This is a genomic window from Paracoccus sulfuroxidans (assembly GCF_007830335.1).
GTDB lineage: Bacteria > Pseudomonadota > Alphaproteobacteria > Rhodobacterales > Rhodobacteraceae > Paracoccus > Paracoccus sulfuroxidans.
This window is the reverse complement of the sequence record NZ_VLKU01000005.1, coordinates 99329-117258: the sequence shown is the minus strand read 5'-3', so window position 1 is coordinate 117258 and position 17930 is coordinate 99329. Positions and strand designations below refer to the sequence as shown.

The 17930-nt window shown below is 65.3% G+C and carries 20 protein-coding genes; 2 read left to right on the top strand and 18 right to left on the bottom strand.

The window, feature by feature from the left end; genetic code table 11:
• Nucleotides 1-64 precede the first annotated feature (64 nt).
• Complete coding sequence (locus tag IQ24_RS09475) at nucleotides 65-772, bottom strand: CbiX/SirB N-terminal domain-containing protein (protein ID WP_242008050.1); 708 nt, start codon at nucleotides 770-772, stop codon at nucleotides 65-67.
• Nucleotides 765-1325, bottom strand: a complete 561-nt coding sequence (locus IQ24_RS09470; RefSeq protein WP_145397712.1) for a DUF4202 domain-containing protein — start codon at nucleotides 1323-1325, stop codon at nucleotides 765-767. The genes IQ24_RS09475 and IQ24_RS09470 overlap by 8 nt, the downstream gene beginning before the upstream one ends.
• A gap of 89 nt (nucleotides 1326-1414) precedes the next feature.
• Between IQ24_RS09470 and IQ24_RS09465 the strand changes: the two genes are divergently transcribed.
• Entirely contained in the window at nucleotides 1415-1927 is a 513-nt protein-coding gene (locus IQ24_RS09465; protein ID WP_145397711.1) for an NnrU family protein, read from the top strand.
• Here the strand turns inward: IQ24_RS09465 and IQ24_RS09460 are convergent.
• Nucleotides 1911-2924, bottom strand: a complete 1014-nt coding sequence (locus IQ24_RS09460; RefSeq protein WP_145397710.1) for an NAD(P)/FAD-dependent oxidoreductase — start codon at nucleotides 2922-2924, stop codon at nucleotides 1911-1913. The two genes, IQ24_RS09465 and IQ24_RS09460, sit on opposite strands and share 17 nt — an antisense overlap.
• Nucleotides 2925-2968: 44 nt before the next feature.
• On the opposite strand from IQ24_RS09460, the gene mnmC2 reads away from it, so the two are divergent.
• Nucleotides 2969-3628, top strand: a complete 660-nt coding sequence (gene mnmC2, locus IQ24_RS09455) for a tRNA (5-methylaminomethyl-2-thiouridine)(34)-methyltransferase MnmC2 (RefSeq protein ID WP_145397709.1) — start codon at nucleotides 2969-2971, stop codon at nucleotides 3626-3628.
• Here mnmC2 and IQ24_RS09450 read toward each other — a convergent pair.
• The 15 genes from IQ24_RS09450 to dnaJ all read right to left on the bottom strand — a co-directional run bounded on the left by IQ24_RS09450 (nucleotide 3618) and on the right by dnaJ (nucleotide 17929).
• Entirely contained in the window at nucleotides 3618-4337 is a 720-nt protein-coding gene (locus IQ24_RS09450) for a rhomboid family intramembrane serine protease (protein WP_145397708.1), read from the bottom strand. The two genes, mnmC2 and IQ24_RS09450, sit on opposite strands and share 11 nt — an antisense overlap.
• 164 nt (nucleotides 4338-4501) lie before the next feature.
• Nucleotides 4502-5458, bottom strand: coding sequence for an acetyl-CoA carboxylase carboxyltransferase subunit alpha (locus tag IQ24_RS09445; protein WP_145397707.1), 957 nt, complete (start codon nucleotides 5456-5458; stop codon nucleotides 4502-4504).
• A 106-nt stretch (nucleotides 5459-5564) separates the two neighbouring features.
• Nucleotides 5565-6128, bottom strand: a complete 564-nt coding sequence (locus tag IQ24_RS09440) for a hypothetical protein (protein WP_145397706.1) — start codon at nucleotides 6126-6128, stop codon at nucleotides 5565-5567.
• On the bottom strand, nucleotides 6125-6565 hold the full coding sequence (locus tag IQ24_RS09435) for a molybdenum cofactor biosynthesis protein MoaE (RefSeq protein ID WP_145397705.1): 441 nt from the start codon (nucleotides 6563-6565) through the stop codon (nucleotides 6125-6127). Before IQ24_RS09435 ends, IQ24_RS09440 begins: the two co-directional genes overlap by 4 nt.
• 3 nt (nucleotides 6566-6568) lie before the next feature.
• Nucleotides 6569-6820 carry a molybdopterin converting factor subunit 1 gene (gene moaD, locus IQ24_RS09430; RefSeq protein WP_145397704.1) on the bottom strand — a complete coding sequence of 84 codons (252 nt, stop codon included), beginning with the start codon at nucleotides 6818-6820 and terminating at the stop codon, nucleotides 6569-6571.
• Nucleotides 6810-7439 carry a CDP-diacylglycerol--glycerol-3-phosphate 3-phosphatidyltransferase gene (gene pgsA, locus IQ24_RS09425; protein WP_145397703.1) on the bottom strand — a complete coding sequence of 210 codons (630 nt, stop codon included), beginning with the start codon at nucleotides 7437-7439 and terminating at the stop codon, nucleotides 6810-6812. The genes moaD and pgsA overlap by 11 nt, the downstream gene beginning before the upstream one ends.
• Before the next feature lie 61 nt (nucleotides 7440-7500).
• A complete protein-coding gene (uvrC, locus tag IQ24_RS09420; RefSeq protein WP_145397702.1) occupies nucleotides 7501-9360 on the bottom strand; it encodes an excinuclease ABC subunit UvrC in 1860 nt (619 codons plus the stop codon).
• A 302-nt stretch (nucleotides 9361-9662) separates the two neighbouring features.
• A complete protein-coding gene (locus IQ24_RS09415; RefSeq protein WP_145397701.1) occupies nucleotides 9663-10433 on the bottom strand; it encodes an SDR family oxidoreductase in 771 nt (256 codons plus the stop codon).
• Between the two features lie 131 nt (nucleotides 10434-10564).
• Nucleotides 10565-11368, bottom strand: coding sequence for a S49 family peptidase (locus tag IQ24_RS09410; RefSeq protein ID WP_145397700.1), 804 nt, complete (start codon nucleotides 11366-11368; stop codon nucleotides 10565-10567).
• A gap of 39 nt (nucleotides 11369-11407) precedes the next feature.
• Nucleotides 11408-12283, bottom strand: a complete 876-nt coding sequence (locus IQ24_RS09405; RefSeq protein ID WP_145397699.1) for a ribokinase — start codon at nucleotides 12281-12283, stop codon at nucleotides 11408-11410.
• Between the two features lie 137 nt (nucleotides 12284-12420).
• Nucleotides 12421-13785, bottom strand: a complete 1365-nt coding sequence (locus IQ24_RS20490; protein ID WP_145397698.1) for a cytochrome c1 — start codon at nucleotides 13783-13785, stop codon at nucleotides 12421-12423.
• A 12-nt stretch (nucleotides 13786-13797) separates the two neighbouring features.
• Nucleotides 13798-15120 (bottom strand): cytochrome b, encoded by a 1323-nt coding sequence (gene petB, locus IQ24_RS09395; protein WP_145397697.1) that lies wholly within the window; start codon nucleotides 15118-15120, stop codon nucleotides 13798-13800.
• A gap of 10 nt (nucleotides 15121-15130) precedes the next feature.
• A complete protein-coding gene (petA, locus tag IQ24_RS09390) occupies nucleotides 15131-15718 on the bottom strand; it encodes a ubiquinol-cytochrome c reductase iron-sulfur subunit (RefSeq protein WP_145397696.1) in 588 nt (195 codons plus the stop codon).
• 191 nt (nucleotides 15719-15909) lie between these two features.
• On the bottom strand, nucleotides 15910-16698 hold the full coding sequence (gene radC, locus IQ24_RS09385; protein WP_145397695.1) for a RadC family protein: 789 nt from the start codon (nucleotides 16696-16698) through the stop codon (nucleotides 15910-15912).
• Nucleotides 16699-16771: 73 nt separating this feature from the next.
• Complete coding sequence (gene dnaJ, locus IQ24_RS09380; RefSeq protein WP_145397694.1) at nucleotides 16772-17929, bottom strand: molecular chaperone DnaJ; 1158 nt, start codon at nucleotides 17927-17929, stop codon at nucleotides 16772-16774.
• Nucleotide 17930: the final 1 nt, after the last annotated feature.

Genomic DNA, 17930 nt, shown 5'->3' with positions numbered 1-17930 from the left:
GCAGCGTTGGAATTTGGGTATTTCAGCAACGAAGAAGCCGTCCGTCAGGGGCGGCTTTCTTTGTTCATGCGGCATGGGCCGCGCGAAGTGAGGCGGCGATCAGCTGGGGGACTTCGGGTGCGGCGCCGACGGGGGGCAGCAGGGCGCCCTGGAAGCCTGCGGTGGTGAGAGCTTCGGGAATGTCTCCGGTCACGTGTTCGGCGCGGGTGGCGAAGAGCGGCAGGCAGATCGCCCGCGCGCCGAGGTTTTGGGCGGCGTCCTTGAGGTAGGGGGCCTCTTCGATGAAGCCGCAGGTGGTCTGGGCGAGGCCGGGCGACAGCGCCTCGGCCATGGCCCAGGCGGCGCGGGCCGGTGCGCGGGAGCGACCGGAACCGTGGGCGGCCAGAAGGAGGGTCGTTTCTTCGGTGGGCCAGCCTTTGTCCTGTGCGGTGCGGGCCACGATCTCGCGGCAAAGCGCAGGCAGGCGCGGGTCGCTGCCGAAGGGGGGAAGGACGCGCGCCATCTCGGCCCCGGCCTGGGCGAGGCGTCGCGGCAGTTCGCTTTGGCTGAACCAGCCCTCGGCCATGAACATGGGATAGACGAGGACCGCATTGTCGACGCTGCGGTCAAGCGCGCCGGGTTTGGCGAGCGTCGCGCCCCGGATCCGGGCATCGGGAAGAAGTGCTGCGACTTCGGCGGCAAGGGCCTCGACAGCCTCTTGCTGCGGGTCGGGGTCGCCGGGCTGGCCATGCGTGACGATGACTGCCCGCAGGGGTCTGGCAGCATCACTCACGGAAGGCATCCGCGAAGGGGGCCGGGATCGAGAACTCGGTCAGGGCGCGGGCGCGTGCCATGGCCGACATCTTGCGCGCGGTCTTGTCGACGATCCGCTGCAGCTCATCCGGGTCGCGGCCCTCGGCGAAGGGGCCGAGATACCAGCGGATGAAGGTGAAGCAGGCCGCATCCTCGAGCGCTTGCACATCGGCGTCGCGCTTGATGCCCTGTTTGGTCAGCATCTGCCGGGCGTGGCCGATCTGATCCTCGGGATAGCCCGCGTCCTGCATGATCTCGGCAATCCGCTGGGCGTGGCGGCGCCCTTGTTCGGTCCGCCAGGCCAGATAGCCGGGGCGGTCCATGGGGAAATCGGCGCGGGGCAGCTTCCAGCGCTCGATATGCTGGCCGCGGCAGGCGATGCGCAGCGGCTCGGAGGCATCGGGGTACAGCGCCTCCTGTTCGGCCGTCATGCGTTGGCCGTAGAGCAGCGCCTCGGGCTGGCCGTCGGAAAGCGTGGGGTCCTGCGCGTTGGCGCGGTCGATGGCGTCGAAAGCTGTCTGAAGGCGGGTCATGGGTCCTCCTGTGTCGGGGGCATTGTGCCGCAGCCTGCGCCGAGGTCAACGCGATTGCGAAGGGGCAGCCGCGGTCCTAGGGTGCGCGCATGGATGGATGGGTCGAATTCGGACTGGCGATGGCGAGTTTCCTCGCCTCGCATGTCGTGCCGGTGCGGCTGAAGACGCCGCTGGTGGGCGCGCTTGGGCGGCGGGGCTATCTGATCGGCTACAGCCTGCTGTCGCTGGTGCTGCTGTGGTGGCTGATCACGGCTGCCGGGCGCGCGCCCTTCGTCGAGCTTTGGCCGCAGCAGGTCTGGATGCGCTGGCTGGTCAATCTGGCCGTGCCGGTTGCCATCGCGTTGGGCGTGACGGGTGGCATGGTGGGGCTGATGGCGGCCTTCGCGCTGTGGGCGAGCGCGCATCTGATCGCGAATGGCGATCTTGCGCATGTGATCCTGTTCGGCCTGCTGCTGGTCTATGCGCTCTTCGGGCTGATGCTGGGTCTGCGCAAGGGCGCGCGCTGGCGCGTCACGCCGATGCGGCTGGCCCTGGGGCTTGGGCTGTGGGCTGGACTTTATCTGCTGCATCCGCTGCTGACAGGGGTCAGCCCGGCACCCTGAACGCGGCGGGGATGCGATCCTCGCCCTCCAGCACCAGATCCGCGATCAGCCCGGCTATAGCAGGGGCCATGCCGAAGCCGATCTTGAACCCGCCGTTCGCGACAAAATGACCCGGACGCCCCGGCCAGGCCCCGACCAGAGGTGCCCGCGACTTCGCGCGCGGCCGCACCCCGGCCCAGCGGTCGATGACCGGCGCGTCCTGAAGCGCAGGACAGATGCGGCGGGCCTTCTCGATCAGCGCGTCCAGCTGGGCATCGGTGCCCATCCCGTCCCATTCGCGCTCTGAGGTTGAGCCGATGGCCACCGTCCCATCCCCATGCGCCACGATATGCAGCGCATCGGCAAAGACCTGCGGGGTCGCGCCCGCATCGAAGGCCAGCAGCGCCGACTGGCCCTTGACGCCATTGCCGCCGAAGGGCGCAAGCCCGGCGGCTCCAGTGGCCCAGATCGCGGGCCGATCTGGATCGGCTGGGGCATGCTCGATGATCTCGCCGCCCTGCGTACGAATGGCGGAGGCCAGCGAGGCCAGTGCCGCACGCGGGTTCAGCCGCGCGGTCAGGTTGTCGACCAGCCAGAGGCCCGAGGCGCTTGCGGGCACCAGTGTGGCCTCGGGACGGTCGGTCAGCTGCATCTGGGCCCAATCCGGCCAGTTGGCACCCGCCGCTGCGATCCGCTCCTGCAGCCGCGCCTCGGTTCCCGGCTCAACCGGCTGAATGCGCCCGGTGCGGCCATAGCCCGGATCGATGCCGCCAATCGCAGAAATCTCGGCCCACCAATCCGCAGCACCCGCCAGCGCCTGCATCTGGATCTGCTTCTTGTCGTTCCAGTTCTCGGGCGCATGCGGGGCCAACGCCCCCACATGCCCGCCTGATGAGCCGTCACCGATCCGCCCGGCCTCGTGGATGCGCACGCGGGCGCCGCGCCGGGTCAGCTCCCATCCGCAGGCCAGCCCAAGGATGCCCGCGCCCGCAATCTCGATCACCTTTGCGCTTGCCATTTCCCGATCCTCGCCGCATCTGCCGGGAAAAGGAGTTAGCGCGGATGACCCAGCCGGACCAGAGCGGACTGACGTGGCGCGACGGGAATATCCCGGTCTCGACCCGTTTCGACGATCCCTATTTCAGCCTGAACGGCGGCCTTGCCGAGACGCGGCATGTCTTCCTGCAAGGCAACGAGCTGCCTGCGCGGCTGCGGCCCGGCTTCCATGTCGCGGAGCTGGGCTTCGGCACCGGGCTGAACCTGCTGGCGCTGGCCCAGATTGCCGATGTGCCCCTGCGCTTCACCTCATTCGAGGCTTTCCCGATGACCCGCGCGGAACTTGAGCGCGCCCATGACGCCTTCCCCGAACTGGCTCCGCTGGCGCAAGAGCTGCGCGCGGGCTGGCATCTGCCGCACTTCCGCGTGGGCCAGGTCGAGGCCGAGGTGATCCGGGGCGACGCCCGCAGCCTTCTGCCCGGCTGGCAGGGGCAGGCGGATGCCTGGTTCCTCGACGGCTTCTCGCCCGCCCGCAACCCCGAGCTTTGGGGCGAAGATCTCATGGCCGAGGTCGCCCGCCACACCCAACCGAACGGTAGTTTCGCCACCTATACCGCCGCCGGGCATGTGCGCCGGGCGCTGGCAGCTGCAGGTTTCCAGGTCGAGCGCACGCCCGGCTTTGCCGGAAAGCGCCATATGAGCCGGGGCCGGCTCCCTAGCGTCTGACCTCGGGGATGCGCGAGGGTGCATAGTCCAGCGGCGCATGCGGAGGACGGCCCCGCGTCTCGCGCCAGAAGCTCGTGCCGCCGCGCCGGATCAGCAGGGGAATGCAAAGCAGCACGCCGGCCACGAACCCCACGGCATGCGCATAATAGGCAACACCGTCCGCTGGCACGAAGAGGGTCGAGAACAGCTGCAGTGCAAACCAGGCACAGAGCAGCACCCAGGCGGGAATGGTGAAACGACGAATGATGATGATGATGATCGCGATCACATCGACCCGGGCCTTCGGGAACATCAGCAGATAGCCCCCCATCACCCCGGCAATCGCACCCGAGGCGCCGATCATCGGCACGGCGCTGTAGGGATCGGCGGCAATCTCGCCCCCGGCGGCGGCCAGCCCGCAGGCCAGATAGAACATGAGGAAGCCGAAATGCCCCATCTCATGTTCCAGATTGTCGCCGAACACCCACAGAAACAGCATATTGCCCGCGATATGCATGATGCCTGCGTGCAGGAACATATGGGTGACGAGCCCCCACAGGAACTGGCCATGGGTGACGGCCACAGGGTAAAGCGCCAGCCTGTCCCACAACTCGACCATGCCGCCCGCCCAAGGCATCGTCAGCAGGAACATGACCACATTCACGAAGATCAGCCCCGTGGTGACATAGGGCGTCGTGTCGGACGGATTGTGATCGCGAATGGGAAACATGGGCGCGCGTCTGATCCTCTGCAACTGAAAGCGTGACGCAGGGCCCGCCCCAAGGCAAGCGGTAGACGAAGGCCCCAGTCGACCCCGCCTCACCAAAGCCGACGCTCAGCCATTTCTCCGTTGACCAAATACCCAAACCCGCCCGCGCCAGACGCGGTACGGCCTCAGTTCAGCGATTTCGAACCCATCTTCAGGAACTTCTCGCGCCGGTCGCGCACCAGTTCCGCCGGTTTCAGGCTGGAAAGCTCGGCCAGCATCTCGGAGATCACCTGCCCGACGGCGGTGACGGCATCGGCAGGGGCGCGCTGCGCGCCGCCTGTCGGCTCGGTGATGATGCGGTCGATCACGCCCAGCTTCTTCAGGTCCTGCGCGGTCAGGCGCAACGCCACGGCGGCCTCGCGCATCTTCTCGGCGTCCCGCCACAGGATCGAGGCGCAACCCTCGGGCGAGATCACCGAATAGATCGAATGCTCCAGCATCGCGATGCGGTTCGCGGTGGCAAAGGCCACGGCGCCGCCCGATCCACCCTCACCGATCACGACCGAGACCAGCGGCACACCGATCTGCAGGCATTTCTCGGTGGCCCGCGCGATGGCTTCGGACTGGCCGCGCTCTTCCGCGCCCTTGCCGGGATAGGCACCCTGGGTGTCAACCAGCGTGATGACCGGAATGCGGAAGCGGTCGGCCAGATCCATCAGACGCACGGCCTTGCGATAGCCTTCGGGCCGGGCCATGCCGAAATTGTGATGGATGCGCGACTTGGTATTGTTGCCCTTTTCATGGCCGATGACCACGCAGGGCTGGTCATTGAAGCGTGCGAGGCCGCCAAGGACGGCGTGATCCTCGCCAAAGGTGCGGTCGCCCGCCAGTGGCGTGTATTCGGTGAAAAGCTGGGTGATGTAATCGCCGCAATGCGGGCGCTCGGGGTGGCGCGCGACCAGCGTCTTGCGCCAGGGATCAAGGTTTTTATACAGATCCCGCAGCATGTCGCCGGCCTTCTTGTCCAGCGCGGCGGCTTCCTTCTCAAGATCGACGCCCTCACCTTTTCTGGCCAGGACACGCAGTTCTTCGGCCTTGCCTTCAATATCGGCAAGGGGCTTTTCGAACTCGAGATAGGTCATATGTGGCTCCGGACTGTCGGTCGGTCGGGCTCTATATGATCGCCGGGGCGGCGGAATGCAACTTTTCGATTAGACCCGCCCGCGCGGCGGCCCGGCAGGACGCGGGCTATTGCGGGATGAAGCCGCTCAGATCCCCGCGCTCGCGCGCCTTGTTCAGCAGCCAGAGGCCCAGATCGGGCGATTTACGCAGCCAATGGCCGTCGAATTGCACCTCGACATGGCGGTCGTCGATGGTCACGTCGCGCATCAACTCTCCGGGCGATGACAGGTTACGCCCCAGAAGCTTCAGCCAGCGCGGATGGAAACAGGCCGAGGGGTAGACCCCCGTCAGCAACTCATCGGGTCGCAGCGCCTCGCCATGAAAGGCGTCGGCGTCGATGCGGGTCGCAAAGCGCATCATCGGATGTCGATGATCGATGCCCAGAAGCCGGTTCAGGCTGTTCTCGGGCCCCTTGCCGTCGGGATCCAGCGGCTCGAGTGAATGGAAGCGCCGCGCGTCGGCCCAGTCGCCCAGCATCCACAGCCCGCACCAGACCCCGCCGGGGCGGGTCTCAAGCCCCTCGATCTGGTCAAACCCGTCAACCGGGCGCGCGCCGGTATAGCAAAGCGGCTGGTCGAAGAACGACGCCCAGTCGGCCCAGGGCGATTCCAGACGGTATAGATATCTCATCGGTCCCAGCGGGTAAGGGCGTCCTCATCCGCTTCCCTGGCCGAGACCCATTCGCCGGGCCCGTCAACGCCGATCTCTCGCTTCCAGAAGGGGGCGCGGGATTTCAGCCAATCCATCAGATATTCGGCCGCCTGAAAGGCCGCGTCGCGGTGGCGGGCGGCGGTGGCGACCATCATGATCGGCTCACCCACGGTCAGCCTGCCGTGGCGGTGGATGATCCGCCAGTCATCCAGCTGGAAGCGTTCGGCGGCTTCGCGGCCATAGCGCTCCATCAGCGATTCGGTCATGCCGGGGTAATGCTCAAGCTCCAGCGCGACCAGACGGCCGCCCTCATCCCTGACCAGACCCGAGAAGGTGACGACCGCGCCCGAACCGCTGCCGAACCCCTGCATTTCCTGGCCAAGGTCGAAGGCTTCGGTCTGAACTCGCGCGGACATCGCTCAGCCTCCGGTCATCGGGGGAAAGAAGGCCACCTCGCGCGCGCCGGTCAGCGGGGTGTCCAGATCGGCCAGCTCCTGATCGACGGCGACGCGCACCGCCGACAGGTCCGAGAGCGCGGCGGCGTGATATTCATCCATCGCGATCAGCTGCGCGACCAGATCGCGCACGGTTGCGGCCTCGGTCTCGATCCGCTCTTTGGGCTGGCCGATGCGCTCACGCAGCCAGGCGAAATATAGGACATCAAGCCGCATCATTGTCCCGCAGCCATGGCCGCGCCTTGTCGAAGTAATCCCAGCCGGTGACCACCGTCAGAATCGCAGCGATCCAGATCAGCACCAGCCCGGCCTGAGTCGCCAGATCGGACCAGGCGTCGGACCAGGGCAGGCCGGTTTCGCCGACCAGCGGCGGATGGCCGACCTCGTAATAATTGAGGCCCGTGCCCAGAAACAGCACCGCAATCGCCACCATCTGTGCTGTGGTTTTCCACTTCGCCAGCTTGGTGACCTTCAGCTGACGCGCATCATTGCCCAGAAATTCGCGCAGGCCCGAGACGAAGACCTCGCGGAACAGGATCAGCGTGGCGGGCAGGATCAGCCAGGGGTTCATCCCCGAATAGCCGGTGATGACGACGATGGCGATGATGACCATGGCTTTGTCCGCAATCGGGTCCATCGCCGCGCCGAAGCGACTTTCCTGTCCCCAGGCGCGGGCCAGATAGCCGTCGAACCAATCGGTGACGGCGGCCACCAGAAACAGCGCCAGCGCTGCAAAATCGGCAAAGGGACGGCCGAAGAAGAAGAACATCAGCGGCACGAGAGGGGCCGCGATCAAGCGCAGCAAGGTCAGGATATTGGGCAGGTTCCAACGCATGGCGACAAGCTAGTCCGATTGGCGTGCGGGGGGAAGGGGTCCGAGCCCCTTTGCCCGCTCGTCACTGACTGTGGAAGTGATCGACGATCTTCTGTGCCAGCTGTTCGCTGATCCCGTCGACCGCAACCAGATCGGCCAGACCGGCGCGCGAGACCGCTTTGGCGCTGCCGAAATGGGCCAGAAGCGCGCGCTTGCGGCTGGCCCCCACCCCGGCGATTTCGTCCAGAGGGTTGCTCATCGTGGCCTTTGCGCGCTTGGCGCGATGGGTGCCGATGGCCCAGCGGTGCGCCTCGTCCCGCATGCGCTGGACGAAGTACAGCACGGGGTCGTTCATCGCCAGCGCGAAGGGGCGCTGGCCGGGGCGGTGGAATTCCTCTTTCCCGTGGTCGCGGTCCTCACCCTTGGCGACGCCGATCATGGGGATGTCCTCGACCCCCATCTCGGCCATGATCTCATGCACGGCGCTGACCTGACCGGCACCGCCGTCGATCAGCAAAAGCTCGGGCCAGGTGTCGCCCTGACGGTCGGGGTCTTCTTTCAGCAGACGCGCGAAGCGGCGGGTCAGCACCTCTTTCATCATGCCGAAATCGTCGCCCGGCGTGATCTCGGTACCCTTGATGTTGAACTTGCGATACTGGCTTTTGATCCAGCCATCGGGGCCCATGACCACCATGCCGCCCACGGCATTCGTGCCCTGAATGTGGCTGTTGTCATAGATCTCGATCCGCTGCGGGGGCGAGGGCAGCTCGAACTTCTCGGCCAGCCCCTCCAGCAGACGCGCCTGAGCGGCACTTTCCGACATGCGGCGGGCCAGGCTTTCGCGGGCGTTGCGCAGGGCGTTCTCGACCAGCTCGGCCTTTTCGCCGCGCTGAGGCACGCCCAGCACCACCTTGCGCCCGGCCTTTTCGGTCAGCGCCTCGGACATCAGGTCCGGGTCCTCGATCCCATGTGACAGCAGAAGCATGCGCGGAGGAATCTTGCCGTCATAGAATTGCGCCAGAAACGCCTGCATCACCTCATCAGGCGATTCGACGCCGTTGAGGCGCGGATAGAAATCGCGGTTGCCCCAGCTTTGATTGCCGCGGATGAAGAAGACCTGCACGCAGGCCTGCCCGCCCTCTATGTGAAGGGCGATGACATCGGCCTCGGGGACGCCGCGCGGGTTGATCGCCTGCACCGACTGAACGGCGGTCAGCGCCTTGATGCGGTCGCGCAGGGCGGCGGCGCGTTCATATTCCATCGCCTCGGCGGCCTCGGCCATCTCGGTAGCGAGGCTGACCTGAATGGCGGTCGACTTGCCCTGCAGGAACTTCTCGGCATCCGCCACAAGGGCGTTGTAATCCTCCAGCCCGATCCGTCCGACGCAGGGGGCCGAGCAGCGCTTGATCTGATACAGCAGGCAGGGCCGCGTCCGGTTCGAGAAGGTCGCATCCGTACAGGAGCGCAGCAGAAACACCCGCTGCAACTGGTTCAGGGTGCGGTTGACCGCACCCGCGCTGGCGAAGGGGCCGTAATAGTCGCCCTTTTCCGATTTCGCGCCGCGATGCTTCTTGATCTGCGCGAAGGTGTGCGATTTCGCGACCAGAATATTCGGGAAGCTTTTGTCGTCGCGCAGCAGCACGTTATAGCGCGGCTTTAGCTGCTTGATGAGGTTCTGCTCCAGCAGCAGCGCCTCGGTCTCGGTGCGCGTGGTCAGGAACATCATCGAGCAGGTTTCGCGGATCATCCGCGCGATCCGCGCCGAATGCCCCGTGCCGCGCGCATAGTTCGACACCCGCGCCTTCAGATTGCGCGCCTTGCCGACGTAAAGAACCGCCCCCTGCGCATCCAGCATCCGGTAGACGCCGGGCGAGCTGTCCAGCGTGCGCAGGTAGTCCTGAATGAGGCCGTGGCCGGTTTTGGCAGGGGGTTCTTGGGTCATGACACGCAGTTGGCGATTCTTTGCCCGGGCTGCAAGTTCCGGTCTGGAAGATCAAGCATAAAGCTGTCCACGGAATCTGTGGATAACTCTGTGCATGAGCTGGGGGGGACAGCACGAAACACAAGCAGGCGTTGGGTTTCCATCGAACTGATTAAAAAATAGGCAGTAAAATAGCGGGTTGAAAAACAACGATATTTTTCGTGATCGCCACAATCATATGAATTCGTTGGCAGAATCGTTACCAAAATGTGACCAAGCGGTTCAAAGTGGACAACTTGACGACGCAGTGCAGCGAAACATCGCTACTCAACCCCCAGAACATCCGGAGTACGCCAGCCCAGATGCTGCCCGCCGTCCACGCAGATCAGCTGGCCGGTGACCGATGTGGCGTCCAGAAAATACCCCACAGCCGCCGTGATATCGGCGGGACCCGCACCCCGTTGCAGGATGGTGGCGGCCCGCTGATTGGCGAAATGGCTGTCCGACTGGCGCACGCCCTGAACCGTCGGGCCGGGGCCGATGGCGTTCACCCGCACGTCCGGGGCCAGCGCCTGTGCCGAGGTCTGGGTCAGCCACCACAGGCCCGCCTTGGCGATGGAATAGGTCATGAATTCGGGGGTGGGTTTCAGCACGCGCTGGTCGACCATGTTGATGATCAGGCCTTGGGCGCAATGCTCGGTCCCGTCGAAGGTCGCGCGCGCGGCCTGTGCGGCGAAGGCCTGCGTCAGCAGGAACGGCGCCTGCAGGTTCGAGCCGATGTGCCGGTCCCAGCTAATCAGATCAGCGGTGCGGATGTTGTCATATTCAAAGATCGAGGCGTTGTTCACCAACACCTTCAGCGGACCCATCTCTTCGCGGATCTGCGGGATCAGCGCCTGCACCTGCGCCGGGTCCAGAAGGTCGGCGTGGAAGGTCTGGGCCTTGACGCCCAGGGCGCGGGCCTCGGCGGCGGTTTCCTCGGCCTCGGCGGCCGAGCTGCCGTAATGGATTGCGACGTCATGTCCGCGTCCCGCCAGGTAAAGCGCAATCGCTTTCCCCAGCCGTTTTCCGGCTCCGGTCACCAGGGCTGTCACATCAGGCTCCTTAACTTACCAACGGTCGTTGCGACCGATACCCAGCAGGCGCGCCATCATGCGCCGAAAACCGGGGCCGCCCGCGATGGCGATGGCGACAATGATGATGAGGCAAAGAATGGCGGTCTTGATCATGGCCCATTGGCTCCGAATCGAGAGAAGGCGGCACGTTCCTCCAGCGATCCGATGACCTCATCCGCCGACAGGCCGAAGCGGCGGAACAGGGGCACGCGCTGGCTGTAGGGCATGAAGCGCAGGTCCTCGCCGTAAAGCTCGCGCATCTTGGGGACCATATGGGCGATGCCGTCGGCAAGGCCCAGCTCAACCGCCTCGAGCCCGGTCCAGATCTCGCCGGTGAAAAGATCGCGGTCGGGCGGCAGGCGGTTTCCGCGCCGCTTCAGGATCTGTTGCTTGAAGGCCGTGTGGATCGGGCCCAGCAGGCGTTCGAGGCGCGCGACATCCTCGGGCGTTTCGGGGCGGAACGGGTCCAGCATGGATTTCGAGCGGCCTGCGGTATGCACGCGACGCTCGACGCCGACCTTGTGGATCAGTTCGGTGAAGCCGAAGCCCGCCGAGATCACGCCAATCGACCCTAGAACCGAGCTTTCATCGGCCCAGATGAAATCGGCGGCACTGGCCAGCCAATAGCCGCCCGAGGCCGCGACATCCTCGACAAAGGCATGGACGGGAACGTCATGTTCTTCCGCAAGGCGGCGGATGCGCGCGCCGATCAGACTGGACTGCACGGGCGAGCCGCCCGGAGAGTTCACGATCAGCGCCACCGCCACCGGCTTCTTGCGCTTGAAGGCGCGCTCCAGCATCGGGGCCAGCCCGGCGTCCGAGAGGCCCGGACCGCCACGCCCCGAAATTCCGATCGCGCCCTGAAGACGGACAACGGCGACGCGGGGCGGGCGTTTGAGATATGGGATCTTCATGTCATCCCAGATAGGCTTCGGCTGCCGGTCGGGCAAGTGTCATGGCTGGTTGCGCAGAAATTCCAGCACTTCGGCGCGGTCGGGCATCGCGTCTCCGGCGCCGTGACGGGTGACCTGCAGGGCGGCGGCAGCGGCGGCATGGCGCAGTGCGGTCGCCGGATCCTCGCCCCGGTCGAGCCCGGCGGCGAACCAGCCCGCAAAGCAGTCGCCCGCGCCGGTCGTGTCGACAGCTTTGACCCGGAAGGCGGCCTGGCGATGCGTCTGGCCGGTCTTGAGGTCGCGGTACTCGGCCCCGTCAGAGCCATGGGTGATGAGCAGTCCCTCAACCGGCAGATCCTCGCCCGCCTCGGCAAACAGCGCCCGCGCCTCCAGCGCGTTCAGCGCAAGGATCGAGGCATGGGGCAGCACGGCGCGCAGCGGCTCGATCTGGAAGGGCGCGGCGGAATAGATGACCCGCGCGCCCGCAGCCTTCGCGAGGGCGGCGGTTTCGGCCTGCTGGTTGGTCTCATTCTGCATCATCAGCGTATCGCCCGCGCCGATGGATTTCAGCGCCTGAGCCAGCGCCTTCTCCTGCAGCGCGCGGTTCGCGCCGGGGTGGATGATGATCGAGTTCTCGGCCGCCTCGTCGACCAGAATGATCGCATGGCCGGTTGGCTCATTGCTCAGCCGGGCGATGGTGGCGGTCTGGACCCTGGCGGCGGTCAACCGCTCTTCGACCCAATCGTCCTCGGTGCCCATTGCGCCTAGATGGATGACCTCGGCCCCCGCACGTGCGGCAGCGACCGACTGGTTTGCGCCCTTGCCGCCCAGCCCGCGCGTATAGGCCAGCGAGGCAATCGTCTCTCCGGGCTGGGGCAGGGTCGGCAGGCGATAGACATGATCGATGTTGATGGAGCCAAGGTTGTAGATCGTCATGTCGATGGGTGTCCCGGTCGTGGTTCGCGTTGGCGCGCAATGTGGCTTTTCCGGGGTAGGGTTGTCCAGCCGGAGGCGGCCGCCCGCAATGAAAAACGCGCCCCGAGGGGCGCGTTTCAAGTCTTGGTCCGGTCGGATCAGTCTTCGCGACGCGAATGCTTGACCGAGTGCCAGAGCTTCTTGTTCGTCAGGTACAGCAGCACCGACAGAACGATCAGGAACACCACCGAGATCAGGCCGACTTCCTTGCGGGCCATCATCTTCGGCTCGGCCGTCCACATCAGGAAGGCCGAAACGTCGCGGGCCATCTGGTCGACGGTGGCTTCGGTGCCATCCTCATAGGTGACGACGCCTTCGCTCAGCGGTGCGGGCATCTGGATCCAGTTCCCGGCGAATGCCGCGTTGTGATAGAGCACCGCGCCCGCTTCTTCCTTGTCTTCGCCATTATAGCCGACAAGAACCGCGTGGATGTATTCTGGACCGCCGGTGCCCTTCATCAGCTGGTTGAAGCCCAAGCCGATCGGACCGTGGAAGCCCGCCCGTGCCTTCGCCATCAGCGAGAGGTCAGGACCCATGCCCATGCCGTGAATAGTCGGGAAGTGATCCGTCGGCTCACGCGGACGGTCTTCGCCAGTTTCGGCATCGGGGATGGTCAGAGCGGCCGCGTAGGCGCGCACCTGATCTTCGGGCAGTTCCGGGCCACCGGCATCGCCCAGCGTGCGCAGGGCGACATATTGCAGGCCGTGGCAGGCCGCGCAGACCTCGGTGTAGACCTGCAGGCCGCGCTGAAGCTGGTGCTGGTCATAGCGACCGAAGGGACCTTCGAAGCTGAACGAGATGTCCTCGATGTGCTGACCACCGTGATCGGCAGCAGCTTCCTCGGCAGGCGCTGCGGCGTCGGTCGCAGCGGGTGCTTCCTCAGCCGGAGCCTCGGTTGCGGCAGGAGCCTCAGCAGCAGGCGCTTCTTCAGCGGGAGCTTCGGTTGCAGTAGGCGCTTCAGCGGCCGGTGCTTCTTCAGCCGGAGCCTCGGTTGCGGCCGGAGCCTCAGCCGCCGGTGCTTCCTCAGCCGGAGCCTCGGTCGCAGCAGGAGCCTCAGCAGCAGGAGCTTCCTCAGCCGGAGCCTCGGCTGCAGCAGGGGCCTCAGCAGCAGGCGCTTCCTCAGCCGGAGCTTCGGTTGCAGCAGGGGCCTCAGCGGCCGGTGCTTCCTCAGCCGGAGCCTCGGTTGCGGCAGGAGCTTCAGCAGCAGGCGCTTCCTCGGCCGGAGCCTCGGTTGCAGCGGGAGCCTCAGCAGCCGGTGCTTCCTCAGCGGGAGCTTCGGTCGCAGCAGGCGTTTCAGCCGCCGGGGTCGCGGCTGCCGGAGCGGCAGCCGTACCCGATTGATAGCTCGAACCGGCGGGCGCAGTCGTGCCCGTCGCGGTCGAGGAGTCCTGGGCGATTGCCCCTCCGGCCAATGCGACGGACAGTGCCGCAACAGCCGTGAGCGTAGCGTTCCTCATGGTCATTGTTGCCTCTCCTTACTCGGCAGGATGGGTCTGGGACCCGTAATGGGCGTTGAAGTCTTCTTCGATGGTCTGCGGCATCGGCGCCGGCTTCTCGATGATGCCCAGCAGCGGCAGGATCACCAGGAAGTAGAGGAACCAATATGCGGCACCGGCCAGCGCGATGTAGGGATAGATCCCTTCGGCCGGCATGGCGCCAACCCACATCAGGACGACGAAGTCGACGGCCAGCAGCCAGAACCACCACTTGAACAGCGGGCGATAACGGCCCGAGCGCACGCGCGAGGTGTCCAGCCACGGCACCAGCGCCATGACCACGATCGCGCCGAACATCGCCAGAACGCCGAAGAACTTGGCGTCGATGATGCGGAACGACAGGAAGTTGACCAGCTGCACCAGCCAGACGTCAGCCGTGAAGGCGCGCAGGATGGCGTAGAAGGGCAGGAAGTACCATTCCGGGACGATATGCGCAGGCGTCGCCAGCGGGTTCGCCTCGATATAGTTGTCCGGGTGGCCCAGATAGTTCGGCATGAAGCCCACGATCGCGAAGAACACGACCAGGATGACGGCCAGCGCGAACAGGTCCTTGATCACGAAATAGGGCCAGAAGGGCAGGGTGTCCTTCTCGGCTTCCTCTTTCGAGCCGCGACGCACTTCAACACCGGTCGGGTTGTTGTTGCCGGTGGTGTGGAAGGCCCAGATGTGGACGATGACCAGCGCGGCGATCACGAAGGGCAGCAGATAATGCAGCGAGAAGAAGCGGTTCAGGGTCGGGTTGTCGACGGCCGGGCCGCCCAGCAGCCAGGTCTGGATCGGCTCGCCGATGCCCGGAATCGCGCCGAAAAGGCCGGTGATCACGGTGGCGCCCCAGAAGGACATCTGGCCCCAGGGCAGAACGTAGCCCATGAATGCCGTCGCCATCATCAACAGATAGATCAGCATGCCGATGATCCAGGTCACTTCGCGCGGGGCCTTGTACGAGCCGTAGTAGAGACCGCGGAAGATGTGGATATAGACGGCAAGGAAGAACAGCGATGCGCCGTTCGCATGCAGGTAACGCAGCATATAGCCGCCGTTCACGTCGCGCATGATGTGCTCGACCGAGGCGAAGGCCAGGTCGACATGGGGCGTGTAATGCATGACCAGGACGATGCCGGTCACGATCTGCAGCGCCAGACAGAATGCAAGGACGATGCCCCAGATCCACCACCAGTTCAGGTTCTTGGGGGTCGGGATCATCAGGGTGTCGTACATCAGGCCGACGACGGGGAGGCGGCGGTTCAGCCAGCGCTCGAAACCCGTCTTAGGCTCGTAATGGTCGTGGGGAATTCCGGCCATGTGCGCCTCCTCAGCCCAGCTTGATGGTGGTTTCGTTGACGAATTCTGCAACGGGGATGTGCAGGTTCTGCGGAGCCGGGCCCTTGCGGATGCGGCCGGCCGAATCATAGTGCGAGCCGTGGCAGGGGCAGAACCAGCCGTCGAAATCGCCTGCGCCGTCACCGATCGGCACGCAGCCGAGGTGGGTACAGACGCCGATCATCACCAGCCATTCGCCCGCCTCGTCCATCGCGCGGTTCTGGTCAAGCGCGGGCTCGCCCGGCTTGTTGGCGTTTTCGGCGTTCTGGTCGATCAGCTGGCTCAGCTCGACGGCGCGAGCTTCCTCGATCTCTTTCGCGGTCCGGCGGCGAATGAACACGGGCTTGCCCAGCCATTTCACCGTCAACTGCGTACCAGTTTCGACGCCGCTGACATCGACCTGGATCGAGGCAAGCGCCTGCACATCCGCCGAGGGGTTCATCTGGTTGACAAGGGTCCAGGCTGCGGCCCCGGCAGCGACGGTACCGGCACCGGCCGTCGCATAATAGAGGAAGTCCCTCCGGGTGGCGCCGTGATCGCCTGCGTGTTCATCTGCGTGGGACACGGGTCTGATCTCCATTTTTGCCCCAAAGGGCCATATGTCGAAACGGGCCGCTAAATACACAGCCCTCGCGAGGGCGGTTCTAGCGATCAAATTACAGTCAGTCCAGCGGGGCTAAGCTGGAGCGGATGCGCAAATGGTCTCAGGTGTGGGATTTCTGTTGCGTCCAAGTAGCGCAGGGCAGGATGTTTCCGCTCACATCGGGGGCATCAGAGCAGCCCCTCGCTGCGGAAGCTGAGTTCGCGCGACTTCCCGATGATCAGGTGATCATGGACCGTGATTCCCATGACATCGGCGGCTGAGACGATGCGCCCGGTCATGACGATATCCGCCTCGGACGGGGTGGGGTCGCCTGAGGGGTGGTTATGGACCAGAATCATCGCGCTGGCGTTCAACTCCAACGCGCGGCGCATGATCTCTCGCGGGTAGACGGGGACATGGTCGACCGTGCCGCGCCCCTGCTCCTCATCGGCGATCAGGACGTTCTTGCGGTCGAGGTAGAGAACGCGGAACTGCTCGATCTCTCGATGCGCCATGGCGGTGTGGCAATAGTCCAGCAGCGCGTCCCAGCCCGCCAGCACCGGGCGATGCATCACGCGAGAACGTGCAAGCCGCGCCGCTGCCGCCTCGATGATCTTGAGTTCGATCACCACGGCGGGGCCCACGCCTGCCACCTCGGCCAGCCGGGCGGGCACAGCCGAGATCACCCTGTTGAAATCGCCGAATTTTTCGATCAGCCGACGAGCCAAAGGCTTGACGTCTTGTCGGGGAATGGCGCGAAACAGCACCAGTTCCAGCAATTCGTAATCGGGCAGCGCCTCGGCCCCGCCCTGCATGAAGCGGTCGCGCAGACGCGCGCGGTGATCGGCCAGATAGCTGGGGGTTTTCGGGTCCGGTGCGGCCTCCTGGCCGCGAAAGCCCGAGGGCACAATTGCTTCATCCCCGGCGGGGGAGAAGAGCGGCAGAGGGGCTTCGTGAAAGGCGCGATTCGGGCTCATGCCCCAAAGTTCGCATGCGAGGATGAACGACAGGTTAACGCGCCCGGGGCCATGGGCCACCGGGCGTGTCTGGTCAGCTTTTCATCTCGTCCCAGAACCCTTTGATCTTCTGGAAGAAACCGGAAGTCTGGGGGCTGTTGTCGGCCTTGATGTCCTCGAACTCGCGCAGCAGTTCCTTTTGCCGCGCGGTCAGGTTCACCGGGGTCTCGACGGCCAGTTCGATCAGCATGTCGCCCGGCTCGCCATTCATGCCCGCGCCGTGGCGCAGAGGCGGCATGCCCTTGGCGCGCAGGCGAAGCTGCTTGCCCGACTGGGTGCCCGAGGGCACCTTGACCCGAGAGCGTCCGCCGTCGATGGTCGGAACCTCGATTTCACCGCCCAGAGCCGCCGTCGCCATGCTGACGGGGATCTGGCAGGCCAGCATCTTGCCGTCGCGGATGAAGATCGGGTGTTCCTTGACCTCGATGAAGATATACAGATCGCCCGCCGGACCGCCGCGCATTCCGGCCTCACCCTCGCCTGCAAGGCGGATGCGGGTGCCGGTTTCGACGCCTGCGGGGATATTGACCGAAAGGCTGCGTTCCTTTTCGATCCGGCCCGCGCCGTGGCATTCCTGACAGGGATTCTTGATGATCTGGCCCTGACCGTTACAGGTGGGGCAGGTCCGCTCGACCGTGAAGAAGCCCTGGCTGGCGCGCACCTTGCCCATGCCCGAACAGGTGGGGCAGGTCGCAGGCTCAACCGAGCCTTCCGCGCCGGTGCCGCTGCAGGCCTCGCAGGCGACCGAGCCGGGAACGGTGATCGCCTTCTGGATGCCGGTGAACGCTTCTTCCAGCGAGACGCGCAGGTTGTAGCGCAGGTCCTGCCCGCGGCTGGCGCGCTGGCGTCCGCCCTGACCGCCGCGGCGGCCCATCATGTCGCCGAAGAGATCCTCGAACACATCCGCAAAGGCCGAGCCGAAATCGCCCTGACCATTGCCGCGCCCGAAACCGCCCATGCCGCCATGTTCGAAGGCGGAATGGCCGAAGCGGTCATAGGCCGCCTTGCGCTGGCCGTCCTTCAGGCATTCGTAGGCTTCGTTGACTTCCTTGAACGCAGCCTCGGATTTCTTGCAATCATTGTTGCGATCCGGGTGCAGTTCCTTGGCCTTGCTGCGATAGGCCTTCTTGATCTCGTCAGCGGAGGCTGTGCGACCGACACCAAGCACATCGTAGTAATCACGTTTTGACATC